18 protein-coding genes are annotated in these 20,640 nt (G+C 73.2%); 9 read left to right on the forward strand and 9 right to left on the reverse strand.

Annotated features, from left to right (window positions below; translation table 11 throughout):
- Nucleotides 1-5: 5 nt before the first annotated feature.
- From AB0J69_RS28765 to AB0J69_RS28805, 9 genes are all read left to right on the forward strand, one after another.
- Nucleotides 6-1,283: a glycosyltransferase 87 family protein gene (locus AB0J69_RS28765; protein ID WP_364123267.1), complete on the forward strand. Its 1,278-nt coding sequence runs from the start codon at nt 6-8 to the stop codon at nt 1,281-1,283.
- Complete coding sequence (locus AB0J69_RS28770) at nt 1,270-2,184, forward strand: decaprenyl-phosphate phosphoribosyltransferase (RefSeq protein WP_364123269.1); 915 nt, start codon at nt 1,270-1,272, stop codon at nt 2,182-2,184. Before AB0J69_RS28765 ends, AB0J69_RS28770 begins: the two co-directional genes overlap by 14 nt.
- 13 nt (nt 2,185-2,197) lie before the next feature.
- On the forward strand, nt 2,198-3,847 hold the full coding sequence (locus tag AB0J69_RS28775; RefSeq protein ID WP_364123271.1) for a glycosyltransferase 87 family protein: 1,650 nt from the start codon (nt 2,198-2,200) through the stop codon (nt 3,845-3,847).
- 86 nt (nt 3,848-3,933) lie between these two features.
- Nucleotides 3,934-4,539, forward strand: a complete 606-nt coding sequence (locus AB0J69_RS28780) for a DUF1579 family protein (protein WP_364123273.1) — start codon at nt 3,934-3,936, stop codon at nt 4,537-4,539.
- 18 nt (nt 4,540-4,557) lie between these two features.
- On the forward strand, nt 4,558-6,426 hold the full coding sequence (asnB, locus tag AB0J69_RS28785; RefSeq protein ID WP_364123275.1) for an asparagine synthase (glutamine-hydrolyzing): 1,869 nt from the start codon (nt 4,558-4,560) through the stop codon (nt 6,424-6,426).
- Between the two features lie 11 nt (nt 6,427-6,437).
- Nucleotides 6,438-7,790, forward strand: coding sequence for a type III glutamate--ammonia ligase (gene glnT, locus AB0J69_RS28790; protein WP_364123277.1), 1,353 nt, complete (start codon nt 6,438-6,440; stop codon nt 7,788-7,790).
- 1 nt (nt 7,791) lies between these two features.
- Complete coding sequence (locus AB0J69_RS28795) at nt 7,792-9,360, forward strand: FAD-dependent monooxygenase (RefSeq protein ID WP_364123279.1); 1,569 nt, start codon at nt 7,792-7,794, stop codon at nt 9,358-9,360.
- Between the two features lie 17 nt (nt 9,361-9,377).
- The gene (locus AB0J69_RS28800) at nt 9,378-11,039 is read left to right on the forward strand and encodes an FAD-dependent monooxygenase (RefSeq protein ID WP_364123281.1); all 1,662 of its coding nucleotides are present in this window, start codon (nt 9,378-9,380) and stop codon (nt 11,037-11,039) included.
- A gap of 1 nt (nt 11,040) precedes the next feature.
- Nucleotides 11,041-12,168, forward strand: a complete 1,128-nt coding sequence (locus tag AB0J69_RS28805; protein WP_364123283.1) for a nucleotide disphospho-sugar-binding domain-containing protein — start codon at nt 11,041-11,043, stop codon at nt 12,166-12,168.
- A 66-nt stretch (nt 12,169-12,234) separates the two neighbouring features.
- Here AB0J69_RS28805 and AB0J69_RS28810 read toward each other — a convergent pair whose 3' ends face one another.
- The 9 genes from AB0J69_RS28810 to AB0J69_RS28850 all read right to left on the reverse strand — a co-directional run bounded on the left by AB0J69_RS28810 (nt 12,235) and on the right by AB0J69_RS28850 (nt 20,615).
- Nucleotides 12,235-13,188 carry a DUF3500 domain-containing protein gene (locus tag AB0J69_RS28810; protein ID WP_364123285.1) on the reverse strand — a complete coding sequence of 318 codons (954 nt, stop codon included), beginning with the start codon at nt 13,186-13,188 and terminating at the stop codon, nt 12,235-12,237.
- 446 nt (nt 13,189-13,634) lie between these two features.
- Nucleotides 13,635-14,120 carry an Ohr family peroxiredoxin gene (locus tag AB0J69_RS28815; protein ID WP_364123287.1) on the reverse strand — a complete coding sequence of 162 codons (486 nt, stop codon included), beginning with the start codon at nt 14,118-14,120 and terminating at the stop codon, nt 13,635-13,637.
- A gap of 50 nt (nt 14,121-14,170) precedes the next feature.
- Complete coding sequence (locus AB0J69_RS28820) at nt 14,171-14,878, reverse strand: hypothetical protein (RefSeq protein ID WP_364123289.1); 708 nt, start codon at nt 14,876-14,878, stop codon at nt 14,171-14,173.
- 211 nt (nt 14,879-15,089) lie between these two features.
- On the reverse strand, nt 15,090-16,031 hold the full coding sequence (locus tag AB0J69_RS28825) for a sigma-70 family RNA polymerase sigma factor (RefSeq protein ID WP_364123291.1): 942 nt from the start codon (nt 16,029-16,031) through the stop codon (nt 15,090-15,092).
- A gap of 72 nt (nt 16,032-16,103) precedes the next feature.
- Entirely contained in the window at nt 16,104-16,829 is a 726-nt protein-coding gene (locus AB0J69_RS28830) for an alpha/beta hydrolase (protein WP_364123293.1), read from the reverse strand.
- Nucleotides 16,826-17,788: an alpha/beta hydrolase gene (locus AB0J69_RS28835; protein ID WP_364123295.1), complete on the reverse strand. Its 963-nt coding sequence runs from the start codon at nt 17,786-17,788 to the stop codon at nt 16,826-16,828. The genes AB0J69_RS28830 and AB0J69_RS28835 overlap by 4 nt, the downstream gene beginning before the upstream one ends.
- Before the next feature lie 94 nt (nt 17,789-17,882).
- Nucleotides 17,883-19,604 carry a ferritin-like domain-containing protein gene (locus AB0J69_RS28840; protein ID WP_364123297.1) on the reverse strand — a complete coding sequence of 574 codons (1,722 nt, stop codon included), beginning with the start codon at nt 19,602-19,604 and terminating at the stop codon, nt 17,883-17,885.
- Nucleotides 19,597-19,827, reverse strand: a complete 231-nt coding sequence (locus tag AB0J69_RS28845) for a hypothetical protein (RefSeq protein WP_364123299.1) — start codon at nt 19,825-19,827, stop codon at nt 19,597-19,599. The genes AB0J69_RS28840 and AB0J69_RS28845 overlap by 8 nt, the downstream gene beginning before the upstream one ends.
- Nucleotides 19,824-20,615, reverse strand: coding sequence for a methyltransferase domain-containing protein (locus AB0J69_RS28850; protein ID WP_364123301.1), 792 nt, complete (start codon nt 20,613-20,615; stop codon nt 19,824-19,826). The genes AB0J69_RS28845 and AB0J69_RS28850 overlap by 4 nt, the downstream gene beginning before the upstream one ends.
- Between the last annotated feature and the right edge of the window lie 25 nt (nt 20,616-20,640).

A 20,640-nucleotide genomic window follows, 5' to 3' on the forward strand; every position in this document is an offset into this window, starting at 1 on the left:
ATGTCATGACCACAACCACCAAGACCACCCGACCTCCGGACACCCCGGCGGGGACGTGGGCCCGATGGATCCGTCCCGTCGCCTTCGCGCTGGGCGTGGCGATCACCCTGTCCATCCTGCTCTGGGCGGCCCAGCGCACGATCATCTGGTGGATGGCCGACTGGAACGTCTACTACATGTCGAGCGAGGTCGTCCTGCGCGGCGGCGGCGACCTGTACGACGTCGTGGCCCCGCCCCTGGGCCCGGACCTGCAGTTCAACGCCCCCTTCAACTACCCGCCCTTCGCCGCGCTGCTGCTGACCCCGTTCAGCTTCCTCGGCGTGGACGTGCTGAGCGTGGTCTGGAGCACGCTGAAGATGCTCACGCTCGGCGGCGTGGTGTGGGTGTCGCTGAAGGCGGTCGGCGTGCCGTACGGGCGCCGGCGCCTGGTCCTCACCGCGGTCATCGTCACGGTGGTCCAGCTGCTCGACCCCGTGCTGCAGGACGTGCAGGTCGGCAACATCAACATCTTCATCCTGCTGGCGTTCCTCGACCTGATGCGCCCTGACGGGGCCCGGGGCAAGGGCATCCTGGTCGGCCTGGTCGCCGGCATCAAGATCACGCCCGGGATCTTCATCGTCTACCTGCTGGTCACCCGGCAGTTCAAGGCCGCCGTGACGGCGACCGTCACCTTCCTCGCCACGGTCGGCGTGGCCTTCCTGGTGCTGCCCGCCGACTCCCTGCGCTACTGGACCTCGGCCATGTGGGAGCCGGACCGGGTGTTCATCCCCGAGTTCACCTACAACCAGTCGCTGCGCGGGGTGGTCGTGCGGTTCCTCGGCAACGATGACAACAACCTGCTCTGGCTGGCGCTGGCCGCCCTCACCTTCGTGGCCGCCCTCGCGATCGGCGCGGGCCTGCACCGCAGGTCGATGAACTTCGAGGGCATCCTGGTCGTGTCGATCGCGATGCTGCTCATCTCGCCGTTCTCGTGGATCGCGCACTGGGTGTGGATCGTCCCCGTGCTGATCCTGCTGTGGACGATGTCGCGCCGGGTGCGGTCCAGGTGGCTGTACGCGCTGACGACGTTCGTGGTGCTGGTCTTCATGCTCAGGCCGTACATGTTCGCCTCGTTCAACCCGCTGGAGGGCTACGGGCTGAGCCCCGGGGCGCAGCTGCTGGCCGCCTCCTTCGTGATCGCCGGGGTGCTGCTGCTCGCGCTCGCCGAGGTGTACCGCAGGCGCGGGCCCCTTCCCGAGCTGAGCCCTGCTGTGGAGAGCGGCGAGGGACATGGCGCCCGTTGACGCCGTCCGCCGCGCCGGGACGCCGGCCCGCCGCCACGCCGCCCTCCTGGGCGGCCTGGTGCGGGCCTGCCGGCCCCGGCAGTGGGTCAAGAACGTGCTGGTGGCGGCGGCGCCGGGAGCCGCCGGCGTGCTCTTCACGGTGCGCGGCGGAGGGCTGACGCTCGGCGCGTTCGCCGTCCTCTGCCTGGCCGCCGGCGGCACCTACCTCATCAACGACGCCGCCGACGCCAAGGCCGACCGGCTGCACCCGGTCAAGCGGTTCCGGCCGGTCGCCGCGGGGATCGTCCCCGTCGGCGTGGCCGCCGCGCTGGGCGCCGTGCTGATCCTCACGGCCGTGGGCTCCGCGCTGCTCGCGGGGCCGGGGCTGGCGGCGGCGGTCGGCGGCTACGTCGCCCTCACCACGGCGTACACGTTCTGGCTCAAGCACGTCCCGGTGCTCGACCTGATCGGGGTCGCCGGCGGGTTCGTCATCAGGGCGGTCGCGGGGGCGGTGGCCGTGGGCGTGCCGATCTCGGTCTGGTTCTACGCGGTCGTCTCCCTCGGGTCGCTGTTCATGGTCGCGGGCAAGCGCTCGGCCGAGCTGCGGCACGCCGGGTCGGGGCGGACCAGGGCGACGCTGACCGCGTACTCGGCCCGGTATCTCGCCCACGTCCAGGCGATGTCGTCCGGAGCCATGATCGTCACCTACAGCCTGTGGGTCTTCCAGCGGCACGACGGGATCGGGCTGGCGCTGCTGACGCTCAGCATCGTGCCGTTCGTCGCGATCGTCCTGCGCTACGCGCTGCTCATCGACAGCGGTCAGGGCGAGGCGCCCGAAGAGCTGGTGTTCCGCGACCGGCAACTGCTCGTCACCGGTGTCGTCCTGGTCGCGCTGCTGGTGGCCGGTACCTATCTGAACTGAAGGGATGTCCACGATGAGCGAGAGAGCCCATCGGCTGATGCGGGCCGGCCTGGTCGCCCTGACGGTGGGGGCCATCGTCGCGGTCCTGTGGATGCTGCTCGGCGGGGTGCCATGGTGGCTGGGCGACCTGCGGGTTTACCACTTCGGCGGCGAGCTGGCCAGGTCCGGCCAGTCGTTGTACGGGACGCCGCTGGTGGCGGAGCAGGGCACGGCCGACCAGATGGAGATCGTGCTGTGGTTCACCTATCCGCCGTTCGCCGCCCTGTTGTTCACGCCGTTGTCGTTGTTGCCCGTCTCCGCGTTCGGGGCGGTCATGCACGTCCTCACCGTGGTCAGCCTGGTGGCGCTGGTGTGGCTGGTCCACCGGGCCGTCCGGCCCGAGCGGCGCCGCCTGCGCATGGTGCTCGCGGTGACCCCGCTGCTGCTCTTCCTCAACCCGGTCGCCGAGACGATGATGCTCGGCCAGGTGAGCGTGCTGCTGGTGGTGCTCGTCCTGGCAGACCTGATCCGGCCCGAGGGGGCCGCGTGGCGCGGCGTCGGGGTCGGACTGGCGGCGGGCATCAAGGTCGTGCCGGCCGTCTTCATCGTCCACCTGTTCCTGACCGGGCAGCGCAGGTCCGCCATCACCGCGACGATCACGTTCGCCGGGACGGTGCTCGCGGGCGCGCTGCTGTTCCCCGCCGACACGTGGACGTACTGGACCGGGCTGCTGTGGGACGTGGCGCGCGTCGGCGAGGTGCACGTGACGTTCAACCAGTCGCTGCACGGCGTCGTGGCCAGGCTGCTGCACGCGCCCGACGCGGGCACCCTCGGGCTGGTCCTGTCGGCGGTCGTCCTGGCCGCCGGGCTGTGGGTGGCGTTCCGGCTGCACCGGAGCGGCCACACCGTCGAGGGCCTGCTGGCCGTGGGGATCACCGCGCCGATGGTCACGCCCATCGGCTGGCATCACCACTGGTCGTGGATCGTGCCCGTGCTGGCGCTGCTCTACACGACGGCGCGGCGGGCCCGCTCGGCGCGGATGTGGGCCTTCACCGCCTTCATCACGCTGATGTACACCGGCGGCCTGTTCTACCTGGCCAGCCCCTATCCGGTGATCTATCCGGAGGGCGTGGCCGGGCACCTGCTCGGGAGCGTATTCGTGATCGGCGGGCTCTCCCTGCTCCTCGCCGGGGCCGTCCGGTCCCGCCGCGTCCCGGAGACCGCCGAACCGTCGCGGGTATCGCGCCGGGTCTCGCGGCTGGCGCACGAGGTGACCGCGTTCGGGGCGGTGGGGGCGGTCGCGTACGTGATCGACGTCGGCGGCACCAACCTGCTGTGGATGGTGCTGGGCGAGGACCAGGGGCACCTGACCGCCAAGGTGGTCGCCGTCGTCGTGGCGACCACGTTCGCCTACTTCGGCAACCGGCACTGGACGTTCCGCCACCGCGAGCGCGGCGGCCTGGCCCGCGAGTACGTGCGCTTCGCCGCGCTCAACGGCGTCGCGGCCGGCATCTCCCTGCTCTGCCTGGGCTTCACGGTGTACGTCCTGCAGCTCGACGACCTGCTGGCCAAGAACATCGCCGCCAACGTGGTCGGTGTCGCCCTCGGCGCGGCCTTCCGGTTCTGGTCCTACAAGAAATGGGTGTTCCCGCCCCGCCTGGCCGAGGTCGAGCTCGCCCGGTGAACCCCGCGGGCGGCTTCCAGACGGCCTCGATGCCGCCCCTAGAGACGGTTGCGACGATGCGGAGGCCGCAGCTCAAGGAGGTTTCGATGGCAGCGAAGCGGGTCCGCCTGGCGATCGTCACATCGGTCGCGGCCGCCGGGCTCATCGCCACCGCGGGGTTCGTCCTGGCGGAAGGCGGCCGGGCAGGGCAGGGGGTGACCGTCGGCCCGCCCCAGGCGGCCGCGCCGAAGGGGCCCGCGCCCGCGGAGGCCCTGAAGAGCATGGCCTTCTTCGCCGGCGCGTGGCGGTGCGCGGGGCGCAACTCCTCGCCCGAGGGCAAGTCCTTCCCGGTCGAGGCCACGGCGCGGGTCGAGGTCCGGCACGACGGTAGCTGGCTGATGTTCGACCTGCGGGAGATCCGGACGAAGGACAATCCGCGACCGGCCTCGGGTACCTGGATGTGGGGCTTCGAGAGCGCGCACAACCGCTACAGCGGGTTCTTCTTCGACAGCATCGGCAACCGCACCGAGCAGTACGCGCCCGGCTGGCGCGACGGCGGCCTGCTGTTCGAGGGCCGCATCCTCGGGCCGGGGTTCGAGGCGCCGTACAAGGACGTCATCAGGAAGACGGGTGACACCTCCTTCAGCATCTCCGGCCAGGGCTACGTGGTCGGCAAGTGGATCGTCTTCCAGCACCTCGACTGTCACCGGTGAAGAGGAAGGAAAGCGCATATGTGTGGAATCGCCGGTTTGGTGGACTTTGATGGAGACCTTTCCCGCGAGTCCGGTCTCGCGGAGGCCATGACCGACGCGATCGCCTGCCGGGGCCCCGACGGGAGGGGGATCTGGGTCGGCCGGCACGCCGTGCTCGGCCACACCCGCAACGCGGTCATCGACATCCCCGGCGGCGGCCAGCCCATGGTCGCCGAGGAGGACGGCCGGGCCATCGCGGTGATCACCTACAACGGGGAGATCTACAACTACCGCGAGCTGAAGATCGAGCTGGAGTCGCACGGCCACCGGTTCCGCTCCAACTGCGACACCGAGGTGGCGCTGCGCGCCTACCTGCAGTGGGGCACCCGGTGCGGCGAGCACCTGAACGGCATGTTCGCCTTCGGCGTCTGGGACCTGCGCAACGAGCAGCTCGTCCTGGTCCGCGACCACCTCGGGATCAAGCCGCTGCACTACGCGCGCGTCCCCGGCGGCATCGTGTTCGGCTCCGAGCCCAAGGCGATCTTCGCCTCCGGCCGGCTGGCGCCCGAGGTGGACCTCGACGGCCTGCGCGAGCTGTTCGTCCAGGCCAAGACGCCCGGCGCGTCTGTCTACAAGGGCATGCGGGAGGTCGAGCCCGGCCACGTCATGGTGCTGCGCGAGAGCGGCGCGCACCACGAGTGCTACTGGCGCCTGGAGTCCCGGCCGCACACCGACGGCCAGGCCGCGACCGTGGACACCGTGCGCGGCCTGCTGGAGGAGTCGGTCCGCAGCCAGCTCGTCTCCGACGTGCCGCTCGGCGTGCTGCTGTCCGGCGGCCTCGACTCCAGCGTGATCGCCGCCATCGCCGCCCGCGAGCTGCGCCGCCAGGGCGTGGAGTCGATGCCGACGTACGCGCTCACCTTCCAGGGCTACACCGAGAACTTCGAGCCCGACGAGGTCCGCGACACCCCCGACGCGCCCTACGCCCGCGAGATGGCCCGGCACATCGGCGCCCGCCACCAGGAGATCCTGCTCACCCCCGAGCAGATGATGCACCCCGACACCCGGCGGGCCACCCTGCGCGCGCAGGACCTGCCCACCCCCATGGGCGACGGGGACGCCTCCATCTACCTGCTGGCCCGCCAAGTCCGCGACGAGACCGTGGTGGTGCTCTCCGGCGAGACGGCCGACGAGATCTTCGGCGGCTTCAACTGGGTGCACGCGCCCCAGCTCGTCTACGCGCCCACCTTCCCGTGGGTGGCCATCGGCCAGCTCGTCGACCCGACCTGGCCGGGCCTCGGCGCCGGCCTGCTCGAACCCGGCCTGCTGGAGAAGCTCGACATCCCCGGCGTCACCGCCCAGCGCTATCAGGAGGCGCTGGCCGACGTGCCGTACCTGCCCGGCGAGGAGGGCCACGAGCGGCGCATGCGCGAGCTGCTGCACCTGCACATCACCCGCTGGCTGCCGGTCCTGTTCGACCGCACCGACCGGCTGGCCATGGCGGGCGCGCTGGAGATCCGCGTGCCGTTCTGCGACCACCGCCTGGTGGAGTACGTCTTCAACACCCCGTGGGCGCTGAAGAGCTTCGACGGCAGGGAGAAGAGCCTGCTGCGGGCCGCCTCGGCCGACCTGCTGCCCGCCTCCATCCTGGAGCGGCGCAAGAGCCCGTACCCGGTGACGCAGGACCCGGCGTACGCGCGGGCGCTGTGCGCCGAGTTCGCCCGCTTCGAGGCCGACCCCGCCGCCCCCGCCGCCGGCTTCTACGACGCCCGGGCGGCGCGCGAGGTGCTGGCCGACCCCGACGAGCTGGCCACCGGCATGGGCGCCTGGGTGCAGCGCTCCAACCTGGAGATGGTCCTGCAGTTCAACGCCTGGCTGCGCGACTACGACGTCCGCCTGTCACTGTAGGGGAGCCCACGATGACCTATGCACCGCCCCGTGACGCGGAGGAGCTGGCCGCCGCGATCGCCCGCGACGGCGTCGAGTTCCTGCTCGTGATGTTCGTCAACCTGCACGGCAAGCCGTGCGCCAAGCTCGTCCCCGCCGGCACCGCCGGCCTGCTGATGCGCGAGGGCATCGGCTTCGCCGGCCACGCCGCCGACGGGCTGGGCCAGTCGCCCGCCGATCCCGACGTCGTGGCCATGCCCGACCCCGGCTCCTACATGCCGGCCCCCTGGCAGGACGGCCTGGCCGTGGTCCAGTGCGACCTGCGGGTCGAGGGGGAGCCCTGGCCGTACGCGCCGCGCGTCATCCTCAAGCGGCAGCTGGACCGGCTGGCCGCCAGGGGGATGGTGTTCAAGGCGGGGGCCGAGCCGGAGTACTTCCTGCTGGAGCGGGACGAGGCGGGCCGGCTCAAGGTCGCCGACCCTCTCGACGACGCCGGTTCCCCGTGCTACGACGCGCGGGCCGCCTCGCGCAACTTCGCGCACCTGGCCGCCGTCAGCCGGGCCATGAACCGGCTGGGATGGGAGAACTACTCCAACGACCACGAGGACGCCAACGGGCAGTTCGAGCACAACTTCGGCTACGCCGACGCGCTCACCACCGCCGACCGGGTGATCTTCCTGCGGTACATGGTGCACATGCTGGCCCGGCGGGAGGGAAAGATCGCCACGTTCATGCCCAAGCCGTTCGGCCACCTGACCGGCAACGGCCTGCACCTCCACCTCAGCCTGTGGGGCGACGACGGGGTGGAGCTGTTCGCCGGGCAGGACGCCCACGGGCTCGGCCTGTCCGGCCTCGGCCGGTCGTTCGTGGCCGGCGTGCTGGAGCACGCGCCCGGCCTGATGGCGCTGACCTGCCCGACCGTCAACTCCTACAAGCGGCTGGGGGCGGGGGCCGCCACCGCGTCCGGGTCCAGCTGGGCCCCCGGGTACGCCACCTACGGCGGCAACAACCGCACGCAGATGCTGCGCGTGCCCGCGCCCGGCCGGGTCGAGGCCAGGTGCGTGGACGGGGCCGCCAACCCCTACCTGGCGCTGGCGGGACTGCTGGCCGCGGGGCTGGACGGGATCGACCGGCAGCTCGACCCCGGCCCCCCGAACCCGCACAACCTCGAGCACGACGGGCAGGGCAGGGGCAAACCCCTTCCCCGGACGCTCGTGCACGCCGTGGCGGAGCTGAGCGAGGACGCCGTGCTGCGGGCCGCGCTGGGCAAGGTCCCCGGCGGCGAATACTGCGACTACTACGCGGCGGTCAAGCAGGAGGAGTTCGCCGCCTACCACTCCCAGATCACCGACTGGGAGCTCCACCGCTACCTGCTGGCCTGCTGACATGGACGTCCTGGTCGTCGGGGCCGGACCGGCGGGGCTGACCGCCGCGGCCGAGCTCGCCCGCCGGGGGGTGGCCTGCCGGGTCGTGGACCGCGCGCGGGGTCCCGCGCGCGGCACCGGCTGCCCCAACGTCTGGCCGCGCACCCTGGAGGTGCTGGACGCGCTCGGCCTGCCGATGGCGCGTTACCTGTCCGCCGGCGTGGCGTTCACCACGAAGGTGTGGCAGCCGTTCGGCGCCGAGCCGATCGCCATCGACATCCGCGAGGAGCACGGCCCGTGGCCGACGCCGCTGCTGGTGCCGCAGGAGACCACGGTGACGCTGCTCCTGGAGCGGCTGAGCGGGCTCGGGGTCGAGGTCGAGTGGGGGACGGACCTGCTCAGCCTCGACCAGGACGACCGGGGGGCCACCGCGTGGCTGTCCTCGGGCGGCACCCGGGCCGGATGGGTGATCGCCGCGGACGGGGCGGGCAGCACCGCCCGGGCCTCGCTCGGCATCGGGTGCGAGGTCACCGCCTATCCGGACGTGACCTGGCTGCAGCTCGACGTCACCGTGGGCTCGCCGTACCCGCTGGACCCGCACACCGAGTACATCTTCCACGGCCCCCGCACCCACGCGGGCCTGGTGCCGCTGCCCGGCGGCCGGCACCGGCTGTTCATGAGCCGGCCGGGCGACCTGGGCGACGTCCGCGACGTCGAGGCCGTCCTGCGCGAGATCGCCGGGGCCGGGCTGACGCTGTCCGAGCCCGGGCGGCCCTGGCGGGTGCGGCCCGCCGGCGTCCTGGCCGCGGCCTACCGCGTCGGGCGCTGCCTGCTGCTGGGCGAGGCGGCCAGGACGTTCCCGCTGCCCGTGCAGTCGATGAACACCGGCATCCAGGACGCCGCCAACCTGGCGTGGAAGCTGGCGTCGGTGATCGGCGGGACGGCCTCGCCCCGGCTGCTCGACACCTACGAGGCCGAGCGGCGGGCCGTGGCCCGGGAGCAGCTGGCCCGTACGGGATGGCTGCTGACGGGGAGCCTCGAACCCGACGCCGAGGCGATGTTCCGGGAGGGGCACCGGCGCAGGGGCGGCCGGCCGCTGGTCCGCACCGAGCCGCCCGTGGACTACGCCGAGGGGGCGCTGAGCGGCCCGTCCTGCCCCGGCGTGAGCCCGGCGGCCGGGCAGCGGGCGTTCGACGCGCCCGTCGTGACCCGCGACGGGGATGTCACGCGGCTGTTCAGGCTGCTGAGCGGGTCGGAGTGGACGCTCCTCGTCCTCGCGGGCGGGGGCCTCGACCCGGCCGCGGAGCGGCGGCTGAGCGGCTACGCCCGCGCCGGTGTCGCCGTCAAGGTCGTCACCACCCGCAACGCCGACGCCCGCGACGTGCCCAACAGGGACGCCGACGCCTTCCGCAGCGCGACCACCGGGGGCGGCGGGACCCTCCGTGACGTGACCGGCCTGATCCACGAGGCCTACGGCGCGGCCGGCCGGCCGATCGCCTGCCTGGTGCGCCCCGACGGCTACCTCGCGGGCCACGCCCCGCTCGACGACGCCGCCGCCCTCGACGCGCACCTCCGCACCGTTCTCAGCTGACCTACGGGGAGACGATCATGTACGACGAGCACGTTCCCGTCCTGATCTCGGGCGGCAGCCTGGTGGGCCTGTCGACGGCGGTGTTCCTCGCCTGGCACGGCGTCACCCCGCTGCTGGTGGAGCGGCACGAGGACACCTCCATCTACGCCCGGGCCTGGGGCGTCAACCCCCGCACCATGGAGCTCTACAGGTCGGTCGGCCTGGAGCCCGCGATCCGCGCGGCGCAGCGCCGGCTGGAGGGCAGGCAGCGCTCCAGCGGGATCCTGCGCGCCGAGAGCCTGGCGGGGGAGGAGCACGAGTGGTTCGAGATGCCGTACCTGCACGGCGTCTTCGAGGACTCCAGCCCGGTGAGCCCCACGGGCTGGGCGCCGTGCCCCCAGGACAAGCTGGAGCCGCTGCTGCGCGCCCGCGCCGTCGAACTCGGCGCCGACGTGCGGTTCGGCGTCCGGCTGGCCTCCTTCGAGCAGGACGGCGACGGGGTCACGGCCGTGCTGGAGGAGCGCCGCACGGGCGCCCGGCGGACCGTGCGCGCCGGCTACCTCGTCGGCTGCGACGGCAACACCAGCCAGGTACGCCAGGCGCTCGGGATCCCCACCGGAGGCATCGGGACGATGGTGCACAACATGGCCATCCTGTTCCGGGCCGACCTGACCGAGGCGCTGCGCGGCCGGGCGTTCATGCACTGCCAGGTGATGAACGAGGACGTCATGGGCGTGCTGGGCACCGACGGCGAGCGCTGGCAGCTCGACGCCATGTACTTCCCCGGCGGGGAGCAGGAGGAGTTCACCGAGGAGCGCTGCGTGGCCCTGGTACGGGCCGCGGTCGGCGTTCCCGACCTTGAGGTCGAGATTCTCGGCCGGCTGCCGTGGGAGCTCGCGGCCAGGGTCGCGGCGTCCCTCGGCTCCGGGCGCGTGTTCCTCGCCGGGGATTCGGCCCGCGTGCACCCGCCCACCGGCGGGTTCGGGGCCAACACCGGGGTGCAGGACGCGCACAACCTGGCCTGGAAGCTCGCGTACGTGCTGGCCGGCCGGGCGGGCCCGGGGCTGCTGCGCACGTACGAGGCCGAGCGGCTGCCGGTCGGCCGGTTCACCGTGGACCAGGCCGTCGCGCGCTCGCTCGACCGGTTCAAGAACCCGGCCGTCGGGGACGTGGCGGCGGTGCCGATCGCCGACGACCTGACGGTGATGATGGGCTACCGCTACCGGTCCGCCGCGGTGCTGCCCGAGCCGGGCGAGCAGTGGCCCCGCGACGGTGACCATGACATCGGCGACTACGACATCGGCGACTACGACGACGTGAACGCCCCCTCCGGGCGGCCGGGCACGCGGGCGCCGCACGTCGTGCTCGACTCCGGCGTCTCCACGCTCGACCTGCTCGGCAAGGATCTCACCCTGCTCACGGGCGGGGACGGCGCCCCCTGGGCCGACGCCGCCGCCCGTGCCGCCGGCCGGCGCGGCCTGCCCCTCGACACCCACCTGATCACCGACGAGCCCTGGGCCAAGGCGTACGGCGTGAGCGGCCGCGGCGCGGTGCTCGTCCGGCCCGACGGCTTCATCGCCTGGCGCGCCGAGCGGGACGCCCCGCCGGGGAGCGACCGCGAGGGCATCCTCGCCGACGTCCTCGACCGCGTCCTCGGGCGCGTCATCGACCGGCGCCACTTCCCCGAGGAGACGAGCTGAGATGAGGATTCTCTTCACCATGTCACCCGGGCTCGGCCACTCGCTGAGCCTCGTCCCGCTGATCTGGGCGGCCCGCTCCGCCGGCCACGACGTACTGGCCGGCACCAGCGGCCACTCGCTGCACGCCATGGGCAAGGCCGGGCTGCCCGCCGTGGACGGCTACCCCGGTGGCGACATCATGGCCGTCTTCGGCGAGCACGAGCAGCGGGCCGCCGCGGCGGGCTTCGAGCTGACCGGCTTCCTCGGCGGCCTGTTCGGCGACTTCACCGACCGGGTGGTCGACCGCTTCGTGGCCCTGGCGGACGGCTGGGGACCGGATCTCGTGGTGCACTCGTCACTGGAGTACGCGGGCCCGATCGTGGCGGCGGCCCGTGGCGTGCCCGCCGTCTGCTACCACCTGGGCCTGCCCGTCCCGGCGGAGATCCGGGACGCGGTGCGCGCCGAAGTCCGGCCCGCCGCCGAGCGCCACGGGGTCCGCTCCTGGCCCGTCGAGCCCGCCGTCGTGCTCGACCCCATGCCCGCCAGCCTGCTCGACCCCGACGTCGAGCTCGACCGGCCGATCCGGTTCGTCCCGTACAGCGGGGGCGACGCCGCCCGCCCGCCGTGGATGTTCCACAAGCCGGAACGCCCGCGCGTGTGCGTGACCCTCGGCACGGAGGTGCCGAGGTGGGCCGGGATCGGCGTGCTGGAGGACTTCGTCGCCGCGGCACAGGGCCTGGACATCGAGCTGGTCCTGGCCCTCGGCGGCGCGGACCCCGCCGACCTGCCCGAACTGCCCGCCAACGTGCGCGCCGCCACCTGGCTGCCGATCGCCGACGTGATCGCGACCTGCTCCGGGATCGTCCACCACGGCGGCGCGGCCACCATGCTGACCTCGTGCGCGGCGGGCGTCCCGCAGCTCGTCCTGCCGCACGGGGGCGACCAGTACCTGCACGCGCCGCTGCTGGAACGGCGGGGCCTGGCCGCGGTGCTGGACCCGTCCGAGGTCTCGGTGGAGACGGCCCGCGACGCGCTGCGCCGGCTGACCGGCGACCAGCGGATGGGCCGGGCGGCGGAGGAGGTACGGGCCGAGATGGCCGCGCTGCCCTCGCCGGCGGACGTCGTACCGGTCCTGGAGAAGCTGGCCTGACGCCTGCCTGAGGAGCCTTGGTGCGCGGCGGGCGGGCGCCGGATCCGGCCCGCCGCGGCCCGGCCGTCAGTGGTGGTCGGCGTAGTGGCGCGCGAGCAGGTCCCCGCCCCAGTCGTGGCGCAGGTCGCGCCACACGGAGTGGATGTGGTTGGCGTCGTCCTGGGTGTTGTCGTACTCCAGCAGGAACGTGGGGCCGACGACGCAGTAGTAGTGGCCCTGCCCCCGCTGGTCCGATCCCGCCCACGCGAACGTCACCTTGTCGAGGCCGGCGTCCACCGCCTCGCGCCAGCACGTCTCGCCGTACCAGCCGGGGGCGCGGTCGAAGTAGCGGCGGACCAGCCGTTCGAGCAGGTCCCTCGACGGCGCCGACATGTCGGCGTAGGACAGCCCGCGGGGGATCCCGTCGAGCTCGGCCACGGGGTCGTTGCGGGTGAGGACGTCGTCGGGGGCCACCTCATCGGTGATCGCGATCGAGCGCTGGTACGGCGAGAGCTCGGCGAGCAGGGCCCGGCCCATCTCCTCCTCCTCGGCGAGCAGCCGCAGACCCCGCTGCGGTCCGGACAGGACCATGGCCGGCTCGGCGCCCAGGAAGCTCGGCGTGACCGTGATCGAGTCGCCCACGACCGTGATGTGCACCGCGAGGTGGTGGCCGTTGACCCGCCACGCCCACGGGGCCGCCCCTCCCGGCTCGCCGAACACCCGGAACCAGTAGCGGTCGCCGTCGATCTCGTCCACCCCGGTGACCAGGCGGCGGCGGACGCGCTCAAGCTCGATGACGCCTCTCGCCGTGCGTGCGCCGGCCACGCCGCAGCCGGCGTCGAGCAGGGCGAGCGCCAGGTCCTGCTGGGCGGAGGTCATCTCGACCAGCGGCAGCCCCGGACGGGGGCCGGGGAGATAGGACCACTCGGTACGCTCCGGCGAGCCGAACGGCGCCGTCGCCGCGGCCCGCCGCTCGGTGTCGAGCGAGCCGAGGAACCTCAGCACCGCCTGCCGCATCACCTGGACGTCATGTGCACTCATGGGGGATTCCTCAAAAACGGGGGCAAATCGGATGACACCCTCCATGGTGCCCTTTACCGGCAACCCGTTCCACCACGATCCCGCCCGCCCACCCCCTCCACGACAGCACCCCACCTCCCGCCCCGCCCCGCGACACGTCCGCCTCCTGGCCCGGCCGGCGATCCCGCGCTCGCCTCGCTGCGCCTGCCACGCCGCCACCTTCCGTGCTGCGCCGCCCGGCCTGCGCCGCCCCACGGGCCCGCGCTCCCGTGCCACCCCACGGGCCCGGGCCGCCCGCGCCGACCCGTGCTGCGCTGCCCGTGCTGTGCCGGGCTGTCCCCGGCGCGCCGGGCTGGCCGGGCCGACCAGGGGCGGATAGGTGTCCGGTTCGCGCGGCTGGGAGGTCAGGGGCGGGCGGCGGGGGAGGGTCTCCGGTCAGGTGCCTGCTGGGCTTCGTCAACCACTCCTCAGGAGGTGAAGATGATCGTGGTCGGAATGCCCTGGCGGGTCATCTTGGTGTAAGGGCACAGCGTGGCCGCCTGGGTGAGCAGCGGGGCGGCCGTGTCGCGTTCGACTCCCGGCCAGTCCACCACGAGGTCGGCGCGGAGCTGGTAGCCGCCGTCGGCGGGGTCGCGGCCGACGGCGACGGCCACCTCCACCGCGATCGTCGCGGGGTCGAGGAGGCTCCGGCGGGCCAGCAGGCTGAGCACGCCGTGGAAGCAGGCGGCGTACGCGGCGGCGAAGAGCTGTTCGGGGTTCGGCCCCGGGGCGTCGCCGCCCAGCTCCTCCGGCATCCGCAACTCCAGGTCGAGGGCGCCGTCGGCGGAGCGGGCCCGGCCGCTGACGCGGCCGTGGGCGGCGCTGCCGCCGGTCACCCCGACGCGCGTGGTGTAGAGCGGTTTGAACGCGGGGCCGCCGTAGTCGTGGTCCGCGGTCAGGTTCAGGTCGGTCACCGGTACGCCTTTCAGCGGCGAATGAGAGCTCTGTAACGGGGGCACGTCAGTCATGGGCGATGCCAGCGCTCCAACTTGTCGGGGTTCAGGACGATCCAAACGGCGGTGACCTCGGCCCCGGCGACGCTCACGCTGACCACCGCCACGGCCCGGCCCGCCCGGCGCAGCACCAGGCCCGCCCGGCCGTTCACGGATCCGACGGCCACCTCGGTGGCCGGCCGGCCGGTCAGCAGGGCGGTGACGAACCGGGCCACCGCGTCCGCGCCGTACGTCGGATGCACGGCGGCGCGCAGCTTGCCGCCACCGTCGCTCACGACCAGCACGTCCCTGGCCAGGACCGCCCGCAGCCCGGCCGGGTCACCCGCGTCGCAGGCCGCGGCGAACCGGCGTACGACGCGGTCGTGCCCGGCCCGCATGGCCTGGCGGGACCTGGCCTGGAGCTGGGCCAGACCGGGGGTGGGCTCGGGCCGGCGTACCGGATCCCCGGCGGGGGGCGCGGCGGACGGGACGGGGTGCCACACGCCGCCGGGGGTGGCGAGCAGCTCCAGGCAGATGCTGCCGGCGACCCGCGTCAGCCAGGCGCGCGGCACCGCGATGCCGGCGCGGTCCTCGTCGCCGAGGGCGTACCAGCGGCGATAGGTCTCCTGGACGATGTGGTCGGCCGTGACCTCCGAGCCGAACATCCACAGGGCGATCTCGAGCAGGTGCTGGCGTTCGTCGAGCATCTCAGCCAGCGACTCGGCGCCCGCCCCGGTCATGTCCCACCGTCCTGGCAGCCGGGAGGGTCCGCCTGCGAGCGGCGGGGCTGCTCCTGTTCGCAGGCCGTGGCAGGGCCGACGCGGTGGTCGGCCAACGGGGTCGTCCGCACGATGTCCTCTGTTCTTTCGGGTGTCGCAGTTAAGACCGGGCAGCCGGTCGGGTTGTGACATCCGGCTATGACCGGACAGCCCGGCTGGTTGTGACACCCCGCTAGGGCCGGGCGGCGCCCCCGGTTGTGACACCTCCGCCCGACCGCTCGCGTGACCGTTCGAAGGCGTGCAGTTTGTCGGGATTGACGATCCACATGAGGTGGTGGATGCCCTGCGGCGAGGCCTCGATGGCGAGCAGCGCGACCCCGGTGCGGCCGCCGGGGACGAGCACGCCGGCGAGCCCGTTCACCTCGACCCACTCCATCTCGGCACCCGGCCAGAACCTCGGCGCGAACGCGGCCACGAAGTGCGCCACCCGATCGCCGCCCAGCAGCGGGAACCGGGCGGCCCCCCTGAGGCCGTTGCCGTCGGCGGAGCTGACGATGTCCGCGGCGAAGAGGTCTTCCAGGGCGGCGATGTTCCCCGTCCGGGCGGCGTCGACGAAGGCCTGGAGGAGCTGCCGGTGCTCGCCCTTGCCGATCGGCTCGCGCCGGACGGCGGCCAGCCGCTTGCGGGCGCGGCTGACGAGCTGGCGGGCGTTGGCCGGGGTGAGCCGGAGGACGTCCGCGATCTGGCGGTAGGGGTAGGCGAAGGCCTCACGCAGGACGTACGCGGCCCGCTCGGCCGGGCTGAGCCGCTCCATCAGCAGCAGGACGGCGAGTTGGAGCGCTGCGCCACGTTCGGCGCCGAGCGCGGGGTCGGCACTGGTGTCCACGGGTTCCGGCAGCCAGGAGCCGATGTAGGTCTCGCGGCGCGCACGGGCGGAGGTGGCGGCGTTGATGGACAGGCGGGTGGTGATCGCGGCCAGGAACGCCGAGGGGGTGTCGACGGCCGCCCGGTCGGTGCCCTGCCAGCGTAACCAGACTTCCTGCAGGATGTCCTCGGCCTCGGACGCGCTGCCGAGTATCCGATAGGCGATGCCGAACAGGCGCTGACGCAGCTCGACGAAGGCGGAGGCCGCCTCGTCGAGCGCGCCCGCCTGTTCCGGTGATTCTGCCTGCATGTACGACCGCGCCTCCGACTTGAATGCGTGGCCGGCCGGCGACCCTGGCCGCCGGCCGGCGGGTGACTCCGCTCAGCCGTTCACATGGGCGACCGCATCCAGGATGGCGTCGGTGACGGCGTCGGGCTGGGACGCGGCGAGCGCGTGGGAGGCGCCGGCGACCTCGCGGGTGCCGCGGGAGCCGGCGCGGTCGGCCATGAAGCGCAGGGCCTGGGCGGGGATGTTGAGGTCCTGCTCGCCGTGCACGAACCAGGACGGTGTGGTGCGCCAGGCGGGTTCGCTCGCGGTCAGGCCGTCGGTGAGGGCCTTTTCGGTGACCGGTCGCTGGGTGGCGGCCATCAGGGCGGCCTCGCGGGGGTCGAGGTCGGCGCAGAACTGGTGGTGGAACTTGTCCGGGGCGATGCGGAACTCGTTGCCGCCGGTGCTGACCGGGTAGGCCTCCAGCGCGGCGCCCAGGGTGCTGCCCTCGAACTTGCCCGACAGCAGCAGTGCGCTCTCGCCGGTTCCGGGGGCGAAGGCGCCGACGTAGACCAGTGCGTGCACGGCCGGGTGGCCGGCGGCGGCCTGGGTGATCACCATGCCGCCGTAGGAGTGGCCGGCCAGCACGACCGGCCGGTCGAGGCCGGTGATGACGTCGCGGACGTAGGCGGCGTCGCCGTCGAGGCTGCGCAGCGGGTTGGCCACGGCGACGGCGTCCAGGCCCCGCTCGTGCAGGCGTCGGAGGACGCGGTTCCAGCTGGCCGATTCGGCGAACGCGCCGTGGACCAGGACGACGACGGGCTGCGGGGCGGTGGTCATGAGCGGGCCTTTCCGGGGTGCAGGGCGTGGGTCAGGACGGTGATGGCCTGGGCGGTGGCGGCGCGGGCGGCGTGGGTGTCGCGGACCGGGTTGAGCATCATGAAGTCGTGCAGGGTGCCGTTGTAGCGGACGCTGGTGGTGGGCACGCCGGCCTGGGTGAGTTTGCGGGCATAGGCCTCGCCCTCGTCGCGCAGCACGTCGTTCTCGTCGACGATGACGAACGCGGGCGGCAGGCCGGCCAGGTCCTCCAGGGTGGCGCGTAGCGGGGAGGCGGTGATCTCGGCGCGCTGGGCGGGGTCGGGGGTGTAGGCGTCCCAGAACCAGGCCATCGCCTGGGCGGTCAGGTGCGGGCCGTGGGCGAACTGGCGGTAGCTGGGGGTGTCCTGGGCGGCGTCGGTGACCGGGTAGTACAGCGACTGGTGAATGAAGTGCACGTCGCCGCGCTGTTTGGCCATGAGGGTGAGGGCGGCGGTCATGTTGCCGCCGACCGAGTCGCCGGCCACGGCCAGCCGGGTGGCGTCCAGGCCTTCCTCAGCGCCGTTCCGGGTGATCCACTGCGCGGTGGCATAGGCCTGTTCGATGGCCACCGGGTAGCGGGCCTCGGGGGAGCGGTCGTACTCGACGAACACCAGCGCGGCGCCCGTGCCGACGGCCAGTTCGCGGACCAGCCGGTCGTGGGTGCTGGTGCCGCCGAGCACCCAGCCGCCGCCGTGCACGTACAGCACCACGGGCAGGGTGACGGTCGTGCCGGCCGGCTTGACGATGCGTACCCGTACGTCACCGGCCTCGGCCGGCACGGTGATCCACTTCTCGTCCACCTCCGGCATGTCCACCGGTGCGGCCTGGACGTCGTCCAGCAGCTTGCGGGCGCCTTCGGTGCCCAGCTCGTACACGAACGGAGGCTTGGCGGTCGCGTCGGCGAACGCCTGCGCCGCCGGCTCGAGAACGGGACTGCTCATGGTCTCTCTCTTTCTCATGGTGAATCGGGCAGGCCGAGGTCTCGCCTGCCGCCGCACGGGCGGCGGGAGGCGATGAAGCCGCCGCGGCCGGGGTCTACTCGTGGAAGCCGATCTCGCGATGGGTGCCGTCGCACAGCGGCTTGTTGCCGGAGTGGCCGCAGCGGCACAGCGTCACCCGGTTGCGGGTCTCCAGCGGCCGGCCGTCCGAGCGCACGACCGGCACGCCGCCGGTCACCCACAGCGCGCCGGCCAGCCCGTCCTCCTCCTCCAGGACCGAGACGGCCTGCGGGAGGTCGGCCTCGATCGTGTCGCCGCCGCGTTCGAGGGCGTAGCTGTAGGAGCCGGAGGGGCAGTGGTCGATGCGGCTCATGACGTCGGAGCGCACGTCACTGTCGCCGGTGTCGGCGAGCATCGCCGCGATCGGCCGGGTGCGGCCGATGCAGAAGGCGGCGTGCACGCACAGCTCGCCCACCCGCTGGGCCGAGATGCCCACCCCGTCGTGCACGTGCTGCAGCTCCTTGTACGGCCGCATGACCTCGCTCTCCGTGCCGTCGAACCCGATCACGGCGTGGGTCCCGTCGCAGAACGGCTTGGCGCCCGAGTGGCCGCAGCGGCACAGCGCGTACGTGTCCTCGGTCTCCAGCGGCTCGCCGGTCTGCCAGGTCAGCGCGTTCTTCTCCGGCTCCGAGACGATCTTGCGCTTGCGCCTGAGCGGGACGCCGCCGTACACGACGTACGGGCCGTCGCGCAGGACGACGATCCGCTGCCCGTCGCCGGCGCTCCACCGGCGCAGCTCGGGTTCGACGTAGTCGAAGGTGGGGCCGGCCGTCGTGCTCTCCCCGTCGGGCATCCGCATCAGGGCCTGCGCCTGGGCCTTGAGCGCGTACATGGTGCCGGTGGCGACCTTGAGCAGTCTCGGGCTGCCGTTGAACGCCCGCTCCAGCAGGTGCAGGACGGCGCAGTAGGTGTGGTTGAACTCCTCCTGGGCGGTGCGGATCGCGCTGCCCGGGGCGTGATCGGTCAGGCGCGGGTTGCGCCGCATCGGATGCACGCCGGCCGGATCCACCGAGATCGCCTCGCCGGTGGGCCCGGTCTGCGGGGTGTCGCCCCGCCGGTAGCGCCGACCGGCCTTGAGCTCCTGGAACCGGTAGTAGTGGGCCACCTCGTCCCGTTCGGGGTGGAAGATGTCCTGGTCGCCGTCCCAGACCCCGCCCCGCGCGGTGCCCTCGCCCTGCTCGACGATCTCCTCCAGCGCCGCCAGAGCCGACTTGAGGTCGCTGACGGTGACCAGCCGTCCGGCGGTGTGCCGGAAGTGCGCCGCGCTGACCTGGCGGGCCGGATCGCCGGTGAAGACCGCCTGCTCGCCGAGCCGGTCGCACAGCAGGAGCAGCCTCTGCTCGATCGCGGCGTAGAACTGCCCGATCGTCTCGTACTCGTCGCCCTCCGCCGGGGCGCCGGGCGGCGCCGGCTGCTCGATCCGCAGGAACAGCTCCAGCGCCTCCGCGCCGAAGGGGACCAGCGACAGCTCCAGCGAGCGGTCACCGTGGGGCAGGGGCCGGGGATGGGGCGGGAGCATGCCCGGCGTGTCCAGCCGGGGGCTGCCGCCGACGGCGTTGAGCAGGTTCGCGGCCAGCGTGAGGTGCAGCATCTCCTCGGCGAAGACGCTGCCCACCACCTCGACGGCCTCCCGGTTCCGCTCCGGGTCCAGCGAGTACAGCGCGCACAGGTACGGCGGCAGGGTCGCGTGCTCCAGCTCGATCGCCCACTGCAGGTGCTCGCGCAGGCTGTCGAGCGTGTCGATGCGCGCTTCACGCACCCTGATCACCGTGCCGGGAGTGCTCCTCCAGCACCTCGACCGCGTCGTGCAGACCCCGCAGGCCGATCTCCTCGCGCTCGACGTCCGTCGGATCGAACAGCCACTCGGTGACCGGCAGCTCCATCTCCTCCTCCGGATGGCTCGCCTCGGCGAGGGTCAGCTCGATCTCGACCTCGGCCTTGAGCTCGTACAGAACCTGGTCCTCGCCGTCAGGGATGCTCATCTTTCCTCCATGCGTGGCTTGAATGGGTGTCCGGCAGGCCGGCTGACCGCGTGGATCAGCCGCACGGCGATCTGGCCGGAGGCGAACAGGCGGGTGAAGCGCTCGCCCTGGTGAGCGGCCAGCGCGTAGGCGGGGTCGGACCGATGGCGGGTCGCCACCACCGCGGCCACCTGCTCGGCACGTCGTGACCAGGACAGCGGCGCCCCGGTGGGCGGGTCGATCTGCTCGACGACCTCGAACCCGGCGCCGGCGAGCAGCGAGAGCAGCTCCCGCCGGGTGGGGAAGTGGTTGCCCTCCGGAACGGGAAGGAGCTGCGGCCCCCGTGCGACGACCACCAGGAGCCCCAGCGAGGCGCCGGGCCTGAGCACCCGGTGGATCTCGCCGAGTACGGCGGCCTTGTCCGGCACGGTGCACAGCACCCCCAGGCACCAGGCGGCGTCGGCCGACCCCGTACGGAGCGGGATCCGCCGGCCGTCCGCCGCGAGGACCGGCAGCCCGAACAGCCGGGAGGCGGCCCGTCCCGCGGCCGGCATCGGCTCCACCAGGATCGGCCGGACCCCGAACCGCTCGGCGGCCCAGGCGGCCGGCCCGCCCGCGCCCGCGCCCACGTCCAGCAGCCGCATCCCCGGGGCCAGCTCGCACGCCTCGGCCAGCCAGGCCAGCGCGGCCGGGCTCGCGCTGCCGCGGCAGGTGGCCGGTATGGCGTGCCGCCGCCCGAGCTGCTCGACGGCGTCGGCGGTCCAGCCGGCGACATCGTCGAACTCGGCGACCATCGCCAGTGCGGTCACTGCACGACTCCTGTCTCGTCGGAGG

This window comes from Nonomuraea sp. NPDC049709 (genome assembly GCF_040674815.1).
Lineage (GTDB): Bacteria > Actinomycetota > Actinomycetes > Streptosporangiales > Streptosporangiaceae > Nonomuraea.